Origin of the sequence: Mesorhizobium sp. Cs1299R1N1 (assembly GCF_037179655.1) — a bacterium.
GTDB classification, from domain to species: Bacteria; Pseudomonadota; Alphaproteobacteria; order Rhizobiales; family Rhizobiaceae; genus Mesorhizobium; species Mesorhizobium salmacidum.
Map to the genome: position 1 here is coordinate 342,884 of NZ_JAPYKR010000008.1, position 21,571 is coordinate 364,454.

Here is a 21,571-nt window from a genome sequence, read left to right on the forward strand (position 1 = left end):
GATTGGTTGGAAGACCAGAGGTGGTTGGTGATGTCGTTGGGGGTGTTCGTGGAAATGAGGCGCGCTGCCGCCACGGTGTTTTTCCTGGCCTTGGGTTGCGGCGCTGCCGGGGCCGGCACGGACAATTGGCGTTTCGACACCGGCAATGACGGCCTCGTCACCGCATCGGTCTATGCCACAAACAAGCTGATCACCGGGGGCGGTGCGCTGAGCTACAGCCCGGTGCTGACCATTGCCTGCCGTGCGGACGGCGAGCCGGCCTGGACCGAATGGCTGCAATTGAACGACGCGGTCTCCGCCAGCCGGAAAATCACCATGTCGGTCACCATCGACGGCGATAACAAATTCGATGAGAGCTGGTCCGTCGGCACACGCGGCAGGCTGCTGATGCGCGACGGCGCCGAGGCAATCAAGCGCCTCGTCCCGGCAAACCGCCTGCTGCTGTCGTGGCGCTTCGGGCTGCTGTCCGGCCGCGGCCAGGCCGATTTCGACCTTGCCGGCCTCGGTGAGGCGGTCAGACAGATTGCCGGCAACTGCAAGACCGATCCGCCGTGATTGTGAAAAGGGGCAGCCTTTTGGGCTGTCGCTACCGGAAGATTGATCCGAAAAGTGCGCGATATCGGCATCGTTCTTCCAAGATTGAATGATTTTCAAATTCCAGCCAAGGCATCGCACGGCGTCCTGGCGGCGCTGCCTTGCGGGATTCCGGACCTAGATCAGCAACAACCCCTTCATGCTGGAATAGCCTTTTCGCCCGATGATGATGTGGTCGTGCACGGAAATACCCAGCCTCTTGGCCGCTTCGATGATCTCTTTTGTCATCTCGATATCAGCGCGCGACGGTGTTGGGTCGCCCGAGGGGTGGTTGTGGAGCAACCAAGCGACCAGATCAAGTATAAGAAAACATGAGAAAATTCTTCGGTCTGATTGCTATCAGGAGCGGTAATTGGGGTCGGTAACGCAGGCCTCGGCGTGATCATCATGCTGGCTCACCTTCGTTCATCGTGAGTCGTTTTGACGCACGGCATTGCGCCGTATTCTTCTGGTTCCATTTCAAGTTGCTCAAATATCGGGTACAAAGCCGACCTCCCGATTGTGATGTAAGCTGTTCCGGTCACCGAGGTAACATCTCGGTGGCACGCTACACGACGGGCTAGTGCGAAGACTGTTGGTCGGTCGGGAGCCCAGATGTTTCCTGGGTGGTAGCGTCCGCAATTGCGGTCCTTCCGCTCCACTTCCTGTTCCTTGACTTGGATGCGACGAAAGTCATCGGCCGCCTCGGCGATGTGAACCCGGTACCCTTGACTCGCTATTAATACGCGAGCGTGCGCCGGGGGTGACCCGATGGCGACCGCAACGGTCTGCACCCCTGCGGCTAATGCTGTTCTGGCCAACGCCGGTCTTATGGGGGCCGATACGGTCATCGGCTGCTCACGCGATAATCCAAAAACGTCATGGTCCGATTTTGACCTCAACATAGCCTGGCGAGCCAAGCAAGCGCTCGAGATCGGTACGAAGCGGCTGTGGCGAGTCGATAAAGCTCTTTTCGAGTTCCTCGAACTTCGGCAGTTCGGAAACCTGAAGGCCGCGCCTATCGAATTCGTCCTTGTAGTTCTTAGCGCCTGCCACCCGACTGCCAAGTTCCACCAGAAGCGCGCCGCGCGGAATGGTCTTGTATTTGCTGCGTTCGGTCGAGACAACTGCTAACGCGGTTGGCTTGTTGCCCCCCGCCGGGACCGGCAGGATGGCGTCGAGAATTTGGGCAGGTTCGGCAGGCGGTCCGTTCAAATCGTCGCTCCAGGGTGTCGCGTTCTCGCTGCCATGGTGGCCGATCTTCAGGAAGTCGAGGGGCTTGCTCAGCAAATCGTGCTGCCTGTTCCACATCGTATTTCAGGCGGCGTTGGACCTGCTTTCTTTGAAGCCCGTATCCCACTCGGCATCGCCGACAAACAAGAGGCGCTTTTTACCCCATTCTATCAGCAGGACGACGCTGGTGTTATTGGTCACCTTGCTCGACAGTTCGGCAAAGGCAAGCGCGCTAGACAGCATGCGCGTGCATCGAATGGTATGCGCAACTCGAGCTTCTCTTGCGTTTTTAGACCGATGTAGCGGCTAGCGGCGTAAAGGCTAACGCGGTCGGCCCGGTCAAGGCTGATGCCATCGGCAGAATCGGCCGTCGCATCACCGACGCTCTCGGTGTCACCATTGTCGGCCATGCGCTCTTCCTCCGCGGTAGCTGAATGTCCCAGTCTCTTTAACCTGGTAGTATGATCCGCAGGCGAGCTTCGTGTTCGCGCCGAGCGTCAAATCTTTATGGAGACATCGACTATACCACCAGCAGCCAACGCTTGCTGCCCCCAAGTAAATTGGTCAGCTTTGGCGGGAGTACCAGCCGGACTGAGGACCACAAAGTAAGGTCCAGCAGCCGGATCTATTTCGAAGCCGCCATAGGCTGGAAATCTCCCGCGATCCTTCAAAAAAAATGTGAATATGTTGCCTTTCGAGCTTCCGGTAATAGTTCCAACGCGAGGGGGCACGGTGTCTTTATCGATCCATTTTCCTAGAAATACTTCGATATCACCTGTTTTCGCTACATCTCGGATTGCCCGAATTGAGATCCACGCCTTTGTTGGCGGTGGCCTCTTTGCCACTTCCGGAACCTTCAATTCCCTGTATCCAAGGGCGACTAGCATCGTATTTACGCCCGCGCTACCACCAGCAATCACCATAGCAGTTAGGATATAACCGACGTACCCGGGCTCAAAAGGCGGGTTATGCGCGGTTACGGAATTAACTAGGCTTGTCGTTATGTCGAGATTGAACATCGACACTACAAACCAGGAGAACGCAAATGCGATCAAGGGCCTAGTGGCCCTGGCATTGAACGTCTCAATGAAAGGTCGCCAATTGAAAAGTATCGCGAGCGCCGATTCCAGCACGAGCGCCAACACGAAAAGAACGAAGATAGCCTTGACCGCGCCGGAGAATACAGTGTCCGGGATGGTCGGTGCAGGATCGCCTGCGTATGCTGGCAAGGTGATAAATAAGAAAAGCAATACATAAACTACGACAGAAGCGCTCCGCTGCATCTCCTCGACCCCCCAACAGGACAGTTCGTCACGATTCGAGCCACGGGCATCCTTTTGCATCGAGCAGGAATCGCGGAACAAAAATTTGACAAGCTTCAGCATACGGTCAAAGTCGCCAATGCAGGAAAACAGTGGCCACGCGAACCGCAGTTGGTATAGAGTTTTAGTATAATCAAAGAGGAACAACGATATATTAGTTGTGGCGCAGAGGGAAGAGCCTCCGATGAAAGGCATTTGTTCGGCCCGGCGCTGTCGCAAAAATACGCGCCTTGGCGGCAGTACCTGGCTTGCCGATTGGAATTTGCCCTAGGCCCGCCATGCAGCGAGCACGCATCCGAAAACGCATCTACAAAACGCGGGGTCTCGCCGGAGCCGATATCTTTGATTATATCGAGGCGTTCTACAACCGAACCCGCCACCACAGCTTTTTGGGCGGCATCGGTCCCGAGGCGTTCGAGAGCGCCGAGGCTGGGATTTGCCTGCCAATCCAAGAGCAGTCCGCCCAAAGGCTACGCCGGCGGAGTTGCTTCAAGGAGACGTCAGTGGCACGTGGTTGAAAGTCGCGCTGAGGGCGCTGGGAGGAAGCGGCGCTGACCGCAACCTAGCCATGTGAGGCTACGGAGCACTTAAATTGATCGAGGATTGCGACCGCACCGACAGCTGACTGGCGTCCTTTGAGGAATACAGCAACGTGTTTCCCTCCGGGTCGGCCTTCTCGGCCTTGCGCACGACTGCCCCTTGCTTCCGAAGCTTAAGCCTTGCGCTCGGATTCTTGCTGATTTCAGTAACGCCAAGGAAAACGCTCGTTTGTTGGAGACTTATTTGTCGAACCTCGCGCCGCGCGATTCTCTTAGTGTCTGCTCCAAAAAGAAGTGATCGGACGCGGAGTGGGCGCTGATCGAGCCGCTGATGCCGGCGCCGAACCGGGTCGGCCGGCCCCGCAAGACGGACCTGCGGGAGGCGTGAACGCGCTGCTTTACATGGCGTCGTCGGGCGGAGCATGGCGGCTTCTGCCGAAGGACTTCCCACCGTTCTCGACGGTGCAGAAGTACTTCTGGCACTGGCGCGACGAAGGATTGCTGCGCGCCATCAACAATGAACTCGTCATGGCGGCACGCGAACGGGAAGGCCGGGAAGCGAGCCCGTCGGCCTGCGTCATCGACAGCCAGAGCGTGAAAACCACCGAAAGCGGCGGACTCCGGGGCTTCGATGCGGGCAAGAAGATCATGGGCCGCAAGCGCCACATCGGCGTCGATACGCTGGGCCTGCTGGTCGGCGTCGTGGTCCACGCCGCCGACTTCCAGGATCGCGACGGTGCGCCGACCGTCCTGAAATCCATCCTCAAGCGCTGGCCGTGGCTGCGCCATGTCTTCGCCGATGGCGGCTATGCAGGGCCGAAACTGCGGGGCGCCCTGCAAAAGGTCGGCAAGTTCACGATAGAGATCGTCAAGCGGACGGACAAAGCTAAGGGCTTCGAGGTCCTGCCCCGCCGCTGGGTCGTGGAGCGAACCTTCGCATGGCTGGGCAGATGCCGAAGGCGTGCAAAGGACTTCGAGCGATCCATCGAATCCGCTCAGGCCTGGATCTTCATCGCAAACATCCGCATGCTCACCCGACGGCTCGCAAGGGCTTGAAAACCCGGTGCACATTCTGATTCAGACTCTTAGTTGCGCCAGTCTGCATCGATGTATTTCTGTGGAAACCTGCTCTGACGTATGGACGACCCTTAGCGCAGTCCCGTACATTAGTGATTCAGAAAAGCTGTATCGTTTTCTTCGTGAGAAAATCAAAGATGCGCTGGGCGGGCCTCGTTAGATATGTTGTTGTAGGGGTAGCCTTATGTTCTATTGCTTTTTCTGCGGGTTGCAATCATCAGGATAATTTAGGTTTCGTCTCCGAGGGGGTGGGGACGAATTTATATTCGAGCGATGTTCAGCGGCAATACCAAATCCAGCAGCTTTACTATGGCTACCTTTGCGGCCAGGCTGGCCTTCCGCAAAATGGAAGTTCGCGCGGAATTCCTAGCTGTGATTTCGCGGACTTCCATACTTATGAATGGAACACGTTAGTTCAGGCCGGCCTCAACGACATCGACCAGAGATGCGATGCCTATCTGGCCTGGTATGACTCCCGCAAGCGTTCGCAAAAACCCCTGATCAGCCAGATCAACACTACGGGCCGGCTGGTGAACGCCATCCTGCAAGCCTACGCACCGACGTCCGCCGCTATCGGTGTCGTTGCTGAAGCCTTCGGGTTTGCTGAGGATTCGGTCAACAATTACAATTCCAGGCTGCTCTACGAGATCGATACCTCGACGTTGCAGGCGCTAGTGCTCAACAATCAGGGGGAGTTTCGAAATGGCATCGTCGACATAAAGTTTCAAACCAAGCCGGCGGTCGAGCACGCTCTTCGCTCCTACCTGCGAATCTGTATGCCGTTTTCGATTGAAACCGAGGTCAACAATGTCCTCACGGTCATAAAGCGGGGTGGCGGCGACCCCGGACCACTGATCACACCCCAGTCCGTTGAAGCCGCGGTAGATGCAACCGGTCCACGGAAGGCCGAGGAAAAAGTCATCGTCGAGCGCATAACGGTGCCGGTCCTGCCTCCGCAATCGGCAGAGGTGCGGAAGTTGTTTATTCCCGAAACCTATGGCGATGCCGATCTTATGAAGTTGCAGGTTGCGCTATGCGTGCCGCGCGACGAACTGGGTAAAGTTGGACCGCGGACCCGGGTGTCCTATGCGATCTTCGAGGATTACATGGCCGGCCGGCCGGGAATGAAGGCGGACGGCAAGATCTCCAACCGAAAAGAATACGCCAGCGCAACCAAAAACGTCACATGCTCCGACAGTTACAAGAACATCTTCGAAGCCGAGCAATTGAGCGACCCGAGACGAGTTTCAGCCCTGTCTGGAGCGATGAAGCTTTTCAACGTTCCCGGTTTTGTCGATCTGGGAGCAAAGGCCTCCGACCTCGCCGCCATGCGGGCCAACATCATCGCGGCCAATGCTTTCTTCCAAACAACCGGCTCCAATGGAGCCGACTCCGACGAAGTGACGCCAGCACTGTTCCGCAAAATGAAGATCGCCTTTTAACGTCAATCCTTCGAGACGACGGAGTGGCCGGGCATGCTCTTTACGATACGCGATCTAGATGGCGGTCCAGTCGCCATGAGAGAAAAGCCGTCGCCCGATGCTCCCATCGTGAACATCTTCCTGGGTGGCGAAACTGTCGATGCGCCGGACCCGCAGCCGCCCATTCCGGCCGGTTCCACCGGCAGCGCAGCGGATTGGAGCTTCGTGACGTTCGCCACCGTTCCGGCCCCTTTGAGCGGCTGGGTCGAGCGCCGCTTTCTGGCGCCGGTAGAACCCAAGAAGCGGCCGCCACTGGACGAAGAGGCTTTCGTGCGCGAATGCGTGCGCGCCGAACTTGATTCGAATGCCGGTGACAGCGCCGATGCGTTCCCGGTCGACGCCGACTATCTGATCGCCTGGGCCATCATCGAATCCGGCATTTCAAACCCGGCACCCGACAAGACGAACGACAATGCGGATGGGCCCTTCGGACTGACCGACACGGAGTGGAAAAGTTTCCTTGCCGACTCGCCTGAGGGAACAGACCCGACCGACAGGGAACTGCCAATCCTCCATGCCTATACGGCCGCCTACGTGTCGCGCGAGCAGATGCAGGCGCTCAGCGACAAGCTGACGGCTCTGCCTGTTCCCACTGACGGTCCCTATGTGCCGACCTATCTCAACGTCCTGCATGCCCATCTCATTGGCGTGAATGCCGCAGTCGCAGTTCAGAAAAGCCTCCTCGACGGCAAGGGCAGCGATTCGATGGAAACGGCTCTCGCGGCCGCATTTCCAGTGAAGGCAGATCGGGATGCGCTGATAAGCAGACGCGAACTGTTCCTGAAGGATGGAGGGGCCGTCGTAACCGTCGATGGCTTCAACGCCAAGACGAGCCGCGCGCTCAACACAAGTCTGACCCGGGCCTACAAGCTCATAAATAAGCATTTCCCGGAACTTATTCCGCCTAAGGCCGAGATCGGGTCTTCGGGGTCCTGGTTCGATATCGCGCAGGCTGAAATGGCCGTCTGGAAGAATGGCAACCTGACCGAGAGCGACGGCGACGGCAAAGCCCGCGTGCTTGAATATTTCGCGTCGATTGGCGTCGAACTCCACAAGGTCGAGCCTTGGTGTGGCGCCTTTGTCGGTCACTGCCTCAAGAAATCCGGAGAACCCGGCGGATCGAGCGTGGTCGTCGACGCCGGTTGGGCGGCGAATTGGAAGAAGTGGGGAGACACGCAGTTGCGGCTGCGTGCGGAGGACAATAACGTAAACGGAATTCCGAAAGGGGCGATCGTTGTTTTCGAGCCTCTGGCAACTGGCACGTCGGGCCATGTCGGCTTTTTCGAAAGCCTGAAAAGCGGCAACATGATCAGCATCATTGGCGGCAACCAGACCGGCGGCGTCAGTCTCAAATCGATCTCCCGCGGCAAGATCGTCGCGATACGCTGGCTGGCGACGGTGCCGCCGCCTGCTCCCGGCGAACCGACGACAAAACCCGTACCCGGATCACCCGTCGGTGGGACAACACAGGACGTTCTGATCCTGGCCAGGACGCTCTACGGCGAAGCCAGGGGCGAATTCGATGCAGAAGGCAAAGGCGATTTCGCCGTTGAGGCAGTCGCCAATGTCGTGATCAATAGGGTTGTGGCCAAATTCCGCAAGAAGACGACAGTGCAAGGTGTTTGTCTCGACCCTAAGCAGTTTTCCTGCTGGAATGGCAGCGATCCCAACAGGTCCAAAATCATCAAGCTGGTGAAAGGCTCTGATGCTCCACGTTTCGATAGGTGCCTCGACATCGCGACACGGGCCGTAGCGGGGCAGATCGCTGATCACACGGGTGGAGCGCTGCACTATCATGCAACCGGAATCGTCAAGCCGTCTTGGGTGAAAAACTCGCCGGCCGCGAAGGTCTCGCTTAAGGTCGGCCATCACATTTTCTACGTCGGTATAAAATGACCGATCTCTGGCGCCAGTCAGCCCGCTTCGCAATGAGTAAGTTGGCGGGATGATTCATAGGGCAGACCACTGACTGGCAATGAAGATTCGCGCTCCAGGCTTGTTCGCTGCACAGCCAATGATGAGAGCCTCCATGAGGTCCACTGTGTCGCTCCCCAGGTCGTGGCGAGCACGATCAGGAAGGTTGTGCAACTTCTTCGCCCCGCATGCTATCGTTTCGAAAGATATAGTAAATATCATTCTCGCCAAGAGTGTTGGGAGCGGCCTCTACGGGCGGCATTGGATGCTCCTCGGTCGCCAATCACACTCACTCACCGGCGACTATGGTGAATCGCGTTGACGCACGGCACGCCACTGTATTCTTTTGATCCCACATCTCGAGTTCCCCAATTGGGTACAACACCGCTTTGCCAAGCTTGACATACGCCGGTCCAATCCTCTTGGCTCGCCAATTTCGCAGCGTTCCAAGAGAGATGCTGCCGCGATTAGCGTTCCGACACTTCCTCAGCTGTCAAAAATTTCCTGTCGTCCATCAGGCTCTCCAAATGTCAGACGTCGGGAGCATGTGAGCAGGCTTAAGCACGCTCCCAAACCGTGGATCATGCAGTTGCACGGCCATGAGTGGGTATGTGGATAAGAAATAGAAGCCGCAGTGAGAGGGAGTAGAAGCGGCGGATATGGCTGGATAGGAATCGGATCAGCTGCCAACCAAATTCGCAAGATCGGTCGAGTCGGGCAGCCGGAAATGAGGAGGGCGGTTTCCGGTACCATCTGCTGACGTGTTCGTGCTTGGAGGAGGTGGGAGTGGACGAATTCGGATCTGGGACCGCATACGCAGCAGGACTACGTTCGTCATGTCCGGCGCTTCGCAGCCTTCCTTCGACGCTCTCGGCGCGGGGTCATGCTTCCGCATGGCTGGCTGTTCCCCAGGGCGCGGCTGTACGGCGCCGATCTCGTCGCGGCAACTGCATCGCGCGGTTCAGGAAACCGCCGAAGTCGCCGGCATCCGCAAACGCGACAGTCCGCACACGCTGTGTCATAGCTTCGCCACCCACCTGCTCGAGCAGGATGTCGACATCCGCGTCATCCAGGTGCTGCTCGGACGCAGCAAGCTCGATACGACAGCGCTCTACACCAAGGTCTCGACCCGGACGATCCACGCGGTATGGAACTCTCCTTCTCCCGTCACCGGGATCATAATTGGAAAATTCCAGCTCAGAACGGTTCGAAAAACCGGAGGCACCTCAAGGCCAACTACCTATTGACCGTTGAGACAGGGGCGTGCTTGACTTGGAAGAGCTTATGCAGGCCATCTTGCACTCCATGATGTATACCGGATCGAGGCTCGACCAGATCGAGTCCGGATCGGCCATTGGGCCGTGATCCAGCGACAAAAATCGATGTCCGTCAGCAGGAGACGCCAATCTCAAAACTAGCGCGATACACCCAACCCGCCAGAGCTGTAACAGACTGCAATTTCCGCGGCGGCCTCGATATAGCCTGCAACCGAAACTGTGCTCCACCAATTCAAGCTGTATATCACAGGTCTCATAGTGAAGCCCAATATTTCAAGCACCTCCCAGTTCGCAGGCAATGTGACGAGACTTTTCAGCAAGCCGAAAAGCGAGCTGATATTGATGAGACCAAGGGCGGCCGCATCGCGTATTGCGCTGCACCCGAACTGTGCTGCTGGGTGCCCCGCAACCAAAACGCCTCTTGCCAGTCCGACAAAAAATAGCAACGGCCCGAAAATAAGACCCAGTCCGTTCCCCATTGCTCGTCCAATACTCAATGGCCCGTCAACAGCGAGTGGCACCAGGTGATCTGCAATAAAAAGACTCAAAATTCATGCCATGCCGTTCCCGATCAGGACGATCGGTATAGAAAACATCATCATCAAAGGTATGCTCAGGACTGCTATGCGTTTCAATTTCTGGCGTTCGGACTGACCCGTCAGGAGTAGATATAAGAACACAATCTGAACTACCATCCCGCAAAAAAGCAGCACGCCTGCAATTAGCCATCGACTTATACTTATAGAATATGAGAATAGCTCAATAAAGAAAGAAACGATGTTGAGAAATGCTGAAACAGCAATCCACAACCCCATAGGCGCGCAGATCACGGTCCAGATCGGAAAAAAGATCATCAAAAAGCCAGCGACCGGAACTTGGTCCAAATCGCCGCGACGATTGTCCTTTTTATTCACGAAGTTGCTCTCTGAATGTACCCGAGTTTATATACGCTGTTTGGATAGAGTGGAACAACATCATCTCGGAACTTGTGCGCGACGTGCTCCAATCAGGCTGATATCAACCCGCTGGTAGTTTGACCTGTCGTGAACGCAGCGTCGCCAACGCGCGTCCATTGTTGTCGGCGGAGCGTGCGTCAGCAAGCTCGCTGAAACGGCGTCGCGCCAGCTGGCGGATCCCCTGCAGCTTCGAAACCGCGTCAGCCTCATCGTCCCGGACAAGCGGCTGCAGATGCGACAGGATGCCGTCAAAATCACCGGCCCGGTCGGCTGCGGTCAGGAGTACAACCAGATCGTTCGGCCACGCTGCTCGGCGTAGCAATGCCTGTAACGGATTGAACAGCCCGTCTCGGTCGGAACTGTAGATCTGCGGCGAGAGGCTTTGCTGGAGGCGCGCCTTCCAGCCCGGCTGAAGCGAATCGTTAAGCAGATACGCGAAGGGAATGATCCATTCAGGCTCGCGAATTCGGCTGTACAGGCCTCCAAAGGCTTTCACCCTCCCTGCATCAGCCGATGAGCCAATCGCCCGGATCATTTCACAAGCATAAAGGACTACCTGCTTCTCGTTGTGAAGGATCCGCGGCAAGGTTGAGATGTCTTGCGCAGCGCTCATCACATGGAAGGCACGTGCCGACTCCATTAGCTTTTCGGCTGCCGGAAAGTTTTGGGCCGGCACCTCATAGTCAGTTGCCCAGGCCAGTGCAACGAACTCAGCGAATGAAATGCCGCTTGAGATGCGATCAGGCTCCGTCACGCACCACGCAGAAAGAGCAGGCATCCGGCTTTCATCGCCGAGCGCCAGCAGGGTACGCAACGAGATGTCGCGCAGTCGGCCCTGTCCGGACGCTCCTTCGAGTGATGATACAATCCGCCGGTCGATATGGGCAGCGAGAACCGGATCATAGAGCTTGGCAGCTGTGAGCGAGAAGGTCAGCGCATGCCAATTGTCTGTCCCACGGGCGCTGTACAGTCTTTCGATCAAAATGGGATAGTGTTTTGCCCAGAAATCCGGCGCGACTTCCCCTGCAAGGGAAAGCTGCGCGATGTAGAAGGCGAACAGGGTCAGATCGTACTGCGAGAGCGGAACCGTCAGATTGCTCGGCGTCAGGTTGTTCCACAGGCCGCACTTGATCTGGATCGCCTGCCAGGGTCCCATCGCCGCCAGTTCGTTCGTTGCCGGCGGGCCACGATGCATGAGCATGGCCGTCCTCGGCTCAATCTTGCGGTCATTGACGCCTCGCAGGCCGCTGCCCGTGCGGCCGAGGTGGTCCCAGACCAGCTCGTCCGGTAGCCGCCGCATCGGCTCTAACTCAAGCGGACGCCGCGCACACCGCGCCTGAAGGAGCACCCAGGCCGACGAGCCGACCTCGAAGTCTTCGAGATCGCCGTAGAGCTCGGCGAGGACCGTCGGTTCCACGACCGTTGAGAAGAGCTTGTCGTCTTCCCCGCGAAGCAGAGTGTAGTAGGCGTGCTCGACTGGATCGGCCGTCTGCGACTTGCCGTAGTAGTCGACGAGGGCGTCCGCGACCTTGTTGAAGAGTTCCGGATTGTGCCTGCGCATCAAAGGCAACGTCCTTGCCCGCAGATCGCGGCGGTGACGTAACGTCCTGCCACCATCTTCGACGTCGACGATCCAGCCTTCCCGCCCAAGGATCGCGAAAGCTGCTTCAGCCTCATCCCGCGTTAGTCCGCAAATTGGAGCCAGCACATTCTTCGCCATGTCGAGCGTCACGCGTCGGGCCACCAATCCCGGCCAGGCGAGCTTTTGGGCGTGCTTGTCGCGCACGTGATCGAGAATTCGCCGTTCATACAGCCGGGCGACAAATGCCTGATCGGCCTTCTCGCCGTCGCGCTCTATGTCTGCGACCACCTTGTCGCGTTGCGACGGATCGGCATTGCGAACCAATTCGACGGCGAGTCGAAGGCTGAGCGGCTCGCGCCGGACGGCCGGGTCCGTCTTTCGACCGGCCAAGCGGTTAGCCCAGTTGGATTTCCATTCGGACTGGAGCAGATCGATGCCAAGTCTACTGACCATGGCCCGCGCGTCTTCCAGCGAGAACGGCGGCAAGACGACAGGCGTAACTTCGAACGCCTCGATCTCCAGAAATTCCTCGAAGCCGGAGCGGCCGGCCGCAACAAGACACAGTTCGATGAACGGCTCTTCCACTAGAGTTCTCACGAGACTGACAACCCCCAACATTGCATCCGGATCGGCGTCCACGATCTCCAGCGTGTCGAGCACGAGCAGGAAGGTGGCCGAGTGGCTGGAGCGGGAAATGATCTGCCGCACGATCACCCGGAAAGTCTTGCACCACGAGGTCAGGCTGCCCGTCGCGCGACCGGCGAGGACGTTGCGAATCTGGTCGCTGAGATCAGCAAGTGCGGACTCCTCTTCGCCATACTGGCAAGCTAGCTGCCGACAGATTTCGAGCAATAGCAGTCCGCCGGCGCGTGGCTGGATGTCTGAGCGGTCGAAATCAAGATAGGCGAAGGGGAAACGCTCGCCCGGCTTCGTAGCGTGATCGTAGAGGAACTTCGCGACCAACGCCGTTTTGCCGAGGCCGCCACGCGCCTTGATCGTCAGCAGACGTGGCTTTCTTCGAACCAACCGCTGCACGGTTCGCCGCAGCCCCTCCAGAAGTGTTTCGGAGCCGAGTTCATCGACGACGCTACGCAGCGTCGCAAGCTGATCAGAACGTCCCACGAAACGGTCTTTGCTGCCGACTGGTGCATCGTCGGCGATGCCAATAATGACGCCTAGCGGCGCGAGGATTTCTGCTAGATTGGCTTGCCGGCGACAGTCCGCCAGGCTGGGTGCCGCTGGTGGCAGTCTACCAATGCCATCGAGCGCCTCTCGAGCCGCCACCGCTGCACGCTGGTGGAGGGCCGGGAGCTGCGAGGCGGCAGAACCGAAATTGCCCCGGAGAAATTCACGCAAATAGGCGTCGACCAGCCGATCGAAGTCGACGGTCTTCGCAGCGAGCGTGGCCCTATCCGCAACCTCACGGGCGGCTAGCAGGAGCGGCAGGAGCGAAGTCGCCTCGGGCGCATCGAGGATGCGTCGGCGCTCGCTGTTGTAGAGGCGGAGCAGCCTGCGCGCGCCAACCGACACCATCTTCGCTTGCCGCACCAACCAGCTGCGCTCGGCATCGTCGGCGGACTCCTCAGGGTTGAAATTGTAGCTGGTCGCCGCTTGCAGCATGTCCTCGTCCACCACTGGCGGAATGTCCTTAGTGGTGTTCTCGATTACCGCCTCGCGCTGAGCGATCTGTTCGACCACCGCACGCCCGGCGTTGGCGGCAGCCTCCAGGACGTCTCTGCCCACGGCCTTCTCTAGCAATGCTCTCGCTTGTGGGTTCGCAAGCAAGTCAGTCAGGTAGGAATTTGAGAGGCCTTTCATAGCGGGTGCCCTCCCTTGGCGTAGATGCCTGCGATCAGGTCCGTGGCCAAACGCTGGCAGACGCTTAGAAGCGTTTGCTCCACATTCTGCTTCCCCCGTTCGGTCTGCAGGGCGGCCGGCGCGATTAGCTGAATAGCGGCAGCGACACTCGCAGCATCGAGGTCCTCAATGCCAGCTTCTGTGAACGCGGCTGCGAAAGTCGTCTCCAGTGCGTCGACCGGGACAATGTCGGCCGTGATCGTTTCGACGGTCATGTCCGACGCGAGAAGGAAGTCGGGGGCGCGGCCGAGGAACAGCCACTGGATCGCCGAGCGAACGCCCGCGACCGCATTCTCATCTACGTCGGCCCCGATCAGGCCCGCGACGAATCGGCGTACTTCCGTCGATGGCGGCTGTCGATCCACGTCTTCAAGTAGAACCCAAGTCTTGCGCCAGCGATCCTCTGAGACGATGACCGGCGGGCTGGCATTGGCGAGCGTTATGTCTTCCTGTGCATTCGGCCGGCCGAATGCTTCATTTGCCGCGACCAGTGACCGCGCGATTGCCGATCGGTTGGTTTCGACCGTCCGGTGGGCTGCGAGGCGACCGGCGAACCATTCGGGTAACTCCTGCGACAGCCACCGGTCGAGCTTGTCACCGTCCTTCGCCCCCTGCGGGAGGGTGGCGCCTGCACGCGTCGGCATGGCACCGAGATCTTGTGCGCTCATGCCGAAGCCGGCCGCTAACACATTGATGAATTCCTCGACCGTCTCCGGCATGGCGGAGGTTTTGCCGCCGATGACGACGATGTTGTGCCCCAACTGGCCGACCAGCAGGGTTCTGAGGATGTCGTCCGTGAATGTCTTTCCAGCGCGCTGCGATTGTGCATCAGCCGCATAGACCCGGTCGCTGCGACCACGCGAAGCCACGGCGGTCGCCCCCTTCATCGCAGCATCGCACCAGACCTGCAGCTTCTGTCGGCCGATAATCGGCACCAGTGATCGATCCGCGCGTGTCGCTCGCCACGCTGTCGCTGCAGGTGGTGGTGGGGGCGCCTGATTCTGCAGATGGGCCACGACCTGCGGACAGACTACATCGATCCGCACCGCCAGATTGCCCAGGACGACCTGGCCGGGCATGTAGGCGGCGCTGTGCACACCGATGACGTCCATATCGGCGTTGAGGCAGGGGGCGCCGGAGGAACCTCTCGCTGCATCGAGCTGATAGATGATCCTCGTTGTCGGATCCCAAGGTCCCGTGATGCTGCCGAACGCGTGTTTAAGTGGAAGGCCGCCCGGATGCTGGGGCATCGCGAGCTGCGTATTTGCCGCGAAAGGAAAAGGTCCCGCTGGCGTGGCCACCTTGAGCCATCCACGGCGTGCGCGCGCTCCCGTTTGTACAGGCAGGTTTCCCACCGGAGTCGCCAGTCGAAGCAATGCGAAATCCAAACCCTGTAAAAGCTCCTGGATCTGTTGAGGGTCAAGATTTGCGACGGTTCCCGCCCATCTAACGGACGGGCTGGACGTCACCAGCCAATCCGGATGGAGACCGACGACCCGCAGACCCGGCCGTTGCAGCAATTGTTGATGGTCGACGATCGGATCGCCGAATTTATGATCGAACGCCACGCTGAAGCAGTCGGGAACTTCGGGCAGTTGCTGGACGTCGTCGAAAGTATGCTTCGCCGTAAGGACGAGATCAGGCCCGACCAGAAATACGGTTGCGTTGATAGAAGCCACGGCTCCATTAACGTCAAGGAAGGTTCCCGCCAGAATTCCAATTCTGGGCCCAATGTCATTGTACAAAACGCCCAATTTATTATCTGCGAAGAAACTACCTCTTTTCGTCAGCAAAGCTTGGAGGGCAATTTGAGGGGTCGGGCTGCTTCTGACCGATTGTGCAAATCCCGCAATTATCCTCCTGTTTCCGTCGGTCCACGGTATCTGGATCAACATCGTTTCGACAATCGCTGTCAGAATGCGCCGTCGATTAAGCTCTGCCAGGATCGCCCTGTTGAGCGCTTTGATTGGGTCGGCCTGCCCCGCCATCGTCTCCTTTACGAACGTCTCGAAGTCATCGACGATACGATTCTCTCGCGCGAGGTTCTCCATGTGAATGGGCGCAACTTCCCGCGCGCAGATGCCGGCGAGGATGTCCAGCTCCGCATCCGTGAGAGCGAGGCCTAGGTCGATTTCGGTTCCTCCGTCCATCGCTGTGCTCCACTTATGTCAGCATCGGCCCGATAACTGGATGGCGGCGGATCGCGTCCGCCCCGACGGCCCGGTTGCCCGCAGTCGAGTCGCCCCAGTAGTGAAGGGCTCGGACCTCATTCGAGCCGAAGCCGAGCACCGCCGCGCCCGAATAACCTCCAATAGTCGAAGCGTCGTGAACGATGTAGGCCTGGTTGGCCTGCTCAGGATCCATCAACTGACCAAAGCTCACTCGCTTCCGCTCGTCGGGCCTCCCGAAAACAGTCAGGATGTCCTCCGGGACATTCTCCAGATAGCCGGGGTGGCCGACGATATAGAGCCGGCCGACGTCGAACGCGTCCGAGCGCGAGATCGGTAGCGGCGCAGGCTGCGGTCCGCTCATCGGCTCGACTGCGAGGATCGCCGCATCCACGGGGTCGTTATCCTCCGCAACGAACGGAACGCCAACGACCCGGTAGACGTTCTCACGCACCCGACCGTTATCGAAGGCAAAGTCCAGCGTAATCTCGAAGTCGCCTTTGAGCCGCGCCGTCGTGGTTCCGGGAAAGCGCCGACCAAGGCGCACGCCACCGTCGGGCGGGAACAAGACATGACGGTTCGTCATTGCCATACCCGGTCCAATGAGGAAGGCGGTTCCCTGCACCCAGCTCCGGTTCGTGATGAAGCGCTCGGTGACCTTCACGGCGGCCGTCGCCGAGGCGATTGCCCACATTGCGTCGAAATGTTCTCCGGCCAGCAACTGCCAGATTTCCGAATCTGGATCAGTAAACCTGTCGAACTCCTCGGCCAGGATCCGAACCGCAGGCCGGCCGCGCACCTGGACGACGGCTTCGAGTGCCATCGCGGCCTTCTGCCCGAGTGAGCCGTCCGGCGCTCCGTCCAGGTCGAGCAGCGCGCGGTTGGCATTGGCAACGATGGTGCGCGCCAGTCCTTCCGCCTCGACCGGATTCATCACCCTGCCAGAGGCGGCGCGTGCGGCGAGCAGGCGGGCTGTGATGGCCTGCACGTCCCGCTCGTCCGGCATCCGGTTTTGAGTCCCGCCGGCCTCCAACGTGGACTCAGGGCCTGGGGGTGGCGCGGCTCCCTCGAAGCCGACGCCAAGGGCACCCCGGCCGCCGCCAAAAAAGAGCTTCCTTACGCGCTTAGCCGTGCGATCGAGCCTCGGTTCCAGTTCATCGACCATCGGAAGCTCCCAGGTCGGTCCAGCTTCTGAAATCGTCACCCAGGCGCGCGCGCAGCGAGCGCGACACGAGGCGCGGCGGCATCGCCTCAATCTTACCGGCTCGCGCCTGCGTTGCCCGAGCCGTGTCTAAAGCGAGGCATGCCAGTTCAAGCAGGTTCTGCTTGTCCTCGAGAGTTGGAGCGATCGCCTCGACCTGGCCGGACGCCGCCACTTCCGCCAGCAGATCCCGGACCTGGTCGACTGTAGAGCGCGCGATGGCGACGGTTTCAGGCGCGCCGGCGAACTCTGGCTTTCGGCGCAACAGCGCGTCTGCGTTGACAATGCCGGCGCCATAGTGGCCGGTATCGAAACCGGCCGGCACATCCGCGCTGAGCTGGATCGTCGCCTTGAACAGCGACTGCAACGTCCGGCCCGGCGCGAGCTGGCCGATAAGGGCATCGCGACCGTGATGGGCGAGCCAGCAGGCCGCCACACCCGCGAGATGCGCGGTCGCGTAGGACGTGCCCTGGCCCGGTCCGACCTTGCCGTTGTTGACAAGGTCTCTGGCATCCGCTCGCATGACGAGTTCGGCCGGACCAGAAATGTCAACGGTCTCGCCGCGGCTCGACCCCTTCCAGGGTTGGAATTGCTCGTTGATGCCGCCGACCGCGATAACCTCGTCGTAGCGTGCCGGCCAGACCACCGTAAAGACGCAATTGCCGGCTGCCGCCACCACGATGATGTTCGCCTGGACCGCCTTGCGCACGGCGGCATGGAGAGCGGAGCTGAAGACGCCGCCGAGGCTCATCGTGATGACGTGGGCGCCGTTGAGCCGCGCATGATCGATTGCCTGTGCGATGCGGCTCTGGTCGAAGACCGCCACGGAGGTGATACAGCGGATCGGGACCAGTGTTGCTTGCGGCGCCGAGCCGCTCATCGCACCGGCCTGCGGGCTCGCGACCACGCTGGCCGTGCTCGTCCCATGGCCGACATTGCCGCTGCCCTTCATAGGGTCGATCGGCGGCTTGCCGACTTCAATCATGTTCCCTGCGAGCTTGCTTCTGACGATGTTGGGCGGCAGCTCGGTTTGAGTGGGCACCACGCCGGTGTCCGGTTGGAACACCAGGATGCCCTTGCCGCCGCTCGGCCGGCCGGCCGCGCTCGAGAATGCCCAGGCCTTTCGCACGCTGGTCTTGTTCAGCGCCCAGTCGGGATCCGTCGGCGAACTCTTCGTCTCGTCAACCCAGCACCAGAACGCGAAGTCGGAACTCTCAGCCGAACCTTCCGGCGCCGATGCATTGGAGCCGTCGTCGAAGTAGTTGGTGGAAAGGTCCGGCTCCGCTGTCTCGCTACCAAGTAGCGTATTGATGAAACGGGCGATATCGAATAGGTCCGAGCGATCCTCAGCGACGACACCAGGAATGTCGAGCGCGCGGAAGCGGTCGAGGTCGCGGTCCGGCGCGAAGAGCGGTCCCACGCGCACGTTCAGCTCCAGCGCGCCCCCAACTTGGTCGCGGATCACCTCGTCCGAGAGCGGTGTTGCCAGCGCGATCACAAAGCGGACGTCATGCACGGACGGTTCGCGCGATTTCTGCTGCTCGCGCCAGAACGCCGTGATGTCGCCCACGACGAGATCTGGCGCCGAGCCGGGGGCTTCCTCTGATGCCTGGGCGGGTCCGGCGATCCCGGCCTTGCCGCGGACCGTCACGCCTTCAGTGGTGCCCAACTGGTCGCCTTCGCGAACGGCACGCGAAAAGTCGATGCCGGCGAGTTCCTCGATTTCGGCGACGGACACCATGTGCTGGCGCCATTTGTCGGGCACTGCCATCTCAACCACCACGCCCGAAAGATCCTGCTCCAGGAGGAAGGCGAAGCTCTGCAATCGATTTTCCTTGCGCGCGACAATCACCTTCCAGAACTTTCGCGGCACCGCAACGACGACCTTGCCCTCCGTGTCGACGCCGCGAAACATCAGGTCGCCTTCGGCCAGAATCGGCCCCCCGAAGACCACCAGGTTTTCCGTCTTGGCGTTTGCCAACACGAGGTTCTCAAGAGCACCCCAATTTTCCGCCGCCTCGTTTGGCCTGTTGAACGAAGCCGTCTGCGGCGAACAGTTCGTGACGTGGAACGTATCGCCATTGGCGTTGCGCATCTCCTCATAGGTGTCGCCCCAGGCCACGTCCTCGCGGCGCACAATATGGCCCTTGTCAAACGACTTCCGGTCCTGGTTGTAGAATTTGTCGGGCAATTGCTCTGTTCCGAGGATACGCGGATCGCCGAACCACTTCTCGGTGTCGTGCTCGCCGAGCCCGCCCAGGCCGTCGCGCTGATAATCCTTATCCGGACGATTGCCCGGCCGCTTCCGCTTTGGATCGACGCTGACATTGGCCGCGCAAAGCAGGGCGAGACGCCGCACCTTGTGCATGACAATCGAGAAATGGTTGTAGGGGATAACGAATCCACCGTCCGCCATAAGCGCGAGTTGGTCCAAGCGTCGCGGCCGCGGCAACGGTACGGCGACGCCAAGGAAGTTCGGGTCGTAGCCCTTGCGAGTCGAATAGTCGGTGTCGTGGACCGGCTCCAGTGCCCGCTCCACGACTACCGGTTGCCCGGTGTCCTCCATTGTCGGTGCCGGAGTAGGCGATAGGTCGCCGCCCGGCGGGACAGGCTGGGCCTGGCCGAGGCGCACCGTTATTTCAAGAGGAATAACGATCTTCGTCTCCATTGCAGGCGGTCCAGTTGGAGTTGGTGTTGATTGTCTCGAGGTTTTGGTCGGGGAGGGGACCGGAGGCTGGACAGCCGGAACCGAGCCAGCGCTGGTCTCGGCCGCTTCTATTTCCTGCCAGGCGTCGTCCCATCGCGTCGAGCGTCGCGACACTGGGCCAGAGAAGACGGGGCCGGCGTCGATTACGCAGCCGTCCTGCGCCAACGCGCCCGCCGGCACGTAGTAGTTCGTGACAGCGTAGACGCCGCCGAAATGCAGGCCGACGACCTCGCCCGTCCTCGGATCGATGACGCAGGATCCCGAATTGCCGCCCAGTGTGCTGCTGTCGTGCAGCCCTGCGTCTACCACTCGCCCGTAATAGGCCTCTACTGGAGCGATGCCCTTCAGCTTGCCAGGCTGCAGGCGCTTGATCCCGTAGACGCCGGCGAAGACGTCGTTCTGCACGCCGGCGGGATTGCGAACGTCGAAGGTTGGATAGCCGACCACCACGACGTCACGGCCCCGCAGGGTTTCCGGGTCGGTCGTCGACAGACGCAGCGGCGAACGATTGGATGGCAGGCCGTCAACTATGAGCAGCGCCATATCCCAGTGTGGATGAATCATCGTCACCCTGACGACGCGCAGGTAGGCCGCCTCGGTCGATCCGCGCTCCTTCAGGAAGTCGATGCCGGCTTCCAGGCCGGCGACGAATTTTAGCCCGTTTCTTCCCATTCCGCTGGCAAAGATCTCCGCGACGTGGCGGTTGGTCATCAGGAGGTTCGGGCCAACTACAAAGCCGGTGCCGCCATACGGCGCGGTCGGATGGTTAGGCAGTTCGATTCGCCCGATGCTCGGGAAGAGGGCCTTGAGGCGGCCCTTGACGTCGGTGTCGTTGAGAAAGAGCCAGTCTGGATGACGGGTCGTGAAATCGCCCCGGACGATATCGATGGCTGGCCGCTTGTCTGGGATAATGATGGCTTCCAGGTGATAGCGCTCGCGAGGGTCTAGCGCCTGGCCTCGGGCCAGCTTCTCCAGCGTCATGCGCGTCAGGGCCGTGTCTGTGGAGGTTGCTTCCGCGCCAGCTGATTCGAGGCGGCCAGCTGAAAGCATCCTACTTTCGGCAACGACCTCGTCGATCGAATTCGATCGGGTTGTGCCCGCCAGAAATGCGCGCAGATCGGCGTCGGTGGCAGGCGAAGTCATCGTGCCGCCCCCCCTCCTTGAGGCACAAAATAGCGCCCGCCTTCAAGCCATGCTCGGCGGCAGGCGAGATTTTTCTTGTGACGGATGCTCCAAATTGAAGTATAATACAGAATAAGAGATCCAGGAAGTGGATTATTTAAAACCCGCGCCTTATCAGAATACGCTTTTCTTAGGTCTTTTGAATCCTGATTGAAGCGAACACGTAACAGCATCAAAATTGCCTATCATAGTACGGCACCCGTCTCACAAAAGTAATTATCTAAGGAAAAAATCAGGTAACTGAAGATCATTGCTGAACTAGACCTTTTGCTACTTATAATCTGGATCAGCTATCGCTCAGCAGTTCGACTGTCCTTGGCAGAACCGGTAAAAATATTCCGCAGTAGGGTAACACAACGACGAGACTGATTTCCACCTAGCAGGCTGTTGAAAAAGGTGCTCGCCGCAGGTCGATGACCGTGATTCACTAATTCCGAAGAGATTCGGAGATGACACGTGCGCGGTGGCGACAATCGAACTGGCGAGTTGTTCAGCTACGTTG

General features: G+C 59.5%; 12 protein-coding genes and 4 pseudogenes. 6 read left to right on the top strand and 10 right to left on the bottom strand.

Annotated features, from left to right (window positions below):
• The first annotated feature begins 30 nt into the window (after window positions 1–30).
• Window positions 31–555 (top strand): hypothetical protein, encoded by a 525-nt coding sequence (locus tag O7A70_RS19895; RefSeq protein ID WP_337141892.1) that lies wholly within the window; start codon window positions 31–33, stop codon window positions 553–555.
• Window positions 556–711: 156 nt separating this feature from the next.
• On the opposite strand, the pseudogene O7A70_RS19900 reads toward O7A70_RS19895, so the two are convergent.
• The 4 genes and pseudogenes from O7A70_RS19900 to O7A70_RS19915 form a co-directional block, all read right to left on the bottom strand.
• A pseudogene (locus tag O7A70_RS19900) lies at window positions 712–876 on the bottom strand (JAB domain-containing protein); the annotation flags it as partial.
• Between the two features lie 576 nt (window positions 877–1,452).
• Window positions 1,453–1,863 carry a hypothetical protein gene (locus O7A70_RS19905; protein ID WP_337141894.1) on the bottom strand — a complete coding sequence of 137 codons (411 nt, stop codon included), beginning with the start codon at window positions 1,861–1,863 and terminating at the stop codon, window positions 1,453–1,455.
• 27 nt (window positions 1,864–1,890) lie between these two features.
• Window positions 1,891–2,049, bottom strand: a complete 159-nt coding sequence (locus O7A70_RS19910; protein WP_337141896.1) for a hypothetical protein — start codon at window positions 2,047–2,049, stop codon at window positions 1,891–1,893.
• A gap of 254 nt (window positions 2,050–2,303) precedes the next feature.
• Window positions 2,304–3,191 (bottom strand): hypothetical protein, encoded by an 888-nt coding sequence (locus O7A70_RS19915; RefSeq protein WP_337141898.1) that lies wholly within the window; start codon window positions 3,189–3,191, stop codon window positions 2,304–2,306.
• 224 nt (window positions 3,192–3,415) lie between these two features.
• Between O7A70_RS19915 and O7A70_RS19920 the strand changes: the two are divergent.
• From O7A70_RS19920 to O7A70_RS19935, 4 genes and pseudogenes are all read left to right on the top strand, one after another.
• A pseudogene (locus O7A70_RS19920) lies at window positions 3,416–3,553 on the top strand (IS3 family transposase); the annotation flags it as partial.
• Window positions 3,554–3,965: 412 nt separating this feature from the next.
• Window positions 3,966–4,723: pseudogene (locus tag O7A70_RS19925) on the top strand (IS5 family transposase); the annotation flags it as partial.
• 158 nt (window positions 4,724–4,881) lie between these two features.
• Window positions 4,882–6,186: a hypothetical protein gene (locus tag O7A70_RS19930; protein WP_337141899.1), complete on the top strand. Its 1,305-nt coding sequence runs from the start codon at window positions 4,882–4,884 to the stop codon at window positions 6,184–6,186.
• A 33-nt stretch (window positions 6,187–6,219) separates the two neighbouring features.
• Window positions 6,220–8,121, top strand: a complete 1,902-nt coding sequence (locus tag O7A70_RS19935) for a cell wall hydrolase (protein ID WP_337141900.1) — start codon at window positions 6,220–6,222, stop codon at window positions 8,119–8,121.
• A gap of 307 nt (window positions 8,122–8,428) precedes the next feature.
• Here O7A70_RS19935 and O7A70_RS19940 read toward each other — a convergent pair.
• A pseudogene (locus tag O7A70_RS19940) lies at window positions 8,429–8,654 on the bottom strand (DNA-binding protein).
• Between the two features lie 321 nt (window positions 8,655–8,975).
• On the opposite strand from O7A70_RS19940, the gene O7A70_RS19945 reads away from it, so the two are divergent.
• On the top strand, window positions 8,976–9,386 hold the full coding sequence (locus tag O7A70_RS19945) for a tyrosine-type recombinase/integrase (protein ID WP_442921195.1): 411 nt from the start codon (window positions 8,976–8,978) through the stop codon (window positions 9,384–9,386).
• Window positions 9,387–9,967: 581 nt separating this feature from the next.
• On the opposite strand, the gene O7A70_RS19950 is transcribed toward O7A70_RS19945, so the two are convergent.
• The 5 genes from O7A70_RS19950 to O7A70_RS19970 form a co-directional block, all read right to left on the bottom strand.
• A complete protein-coding gene (locus O7A70_RS19950; RefSeq protein WP_337141901.1) occupies window positions 9,968–10,330 on the bottom strand; it encodes a hypothetical protein in 363 nt (120 codons plus the stop codon).
• 103 nt (window positions 10,331–10,433) lie between these two features.
• Window positions 10,434–13,772, bottom strand: coding sequence for an ATP-binding protein (locus O7A70_RS19955; protein ID WP_337141902.1), 3,339 nt, complete (start codon window positions 13,770–13,772; stop codon window positions 10,434–10,436).
• Entirely contained in the window at window positions 13,769–15,961 is a 2,193-nt protein-coding gene (locus tag O7A70_RS19960; RefSeq protein ID WP_337141903.1) for a trypsin-like serine peptidase, read from the bottom strand. Before O7A70_RS19960 ends, O7A70_RS19955 begins: the two co-directional genes overlap by 4 nt.
• A 13-nt stretch (window positions 15,962–15,974) precedes the next feature.
• Window positions 15,975–17,144: a trypsin-like serine peptidase gene (locus tag O7A70_RS19965; RefSeq protein WP_337141904.1), complete on the bottom strand. Its 1,170-nt coding sequence runs from the start codon at window positions 17,142–17,144 to the stop codon at window positions 15,975–15,977.
• Window positions 17,134–21,030 (bottom strand): DNA/RNA non-specific endonuclease, encoded by a 3,897-nt coding sequence (locus O7A70_RS19970; protein ID WP_337141905.1) that lies wholly within the window; start codon window positions 21,028–21,030, stop codon window positions 17,134–17,136. The genes O7A70_RS19965 and O7A70_RS19970 overlap by 11 nt, the downstream gene beginning before the upstream one ends.
• Between the last annotated feature and the right edge of the window lie 541 nt (window positions 21,031–21,571).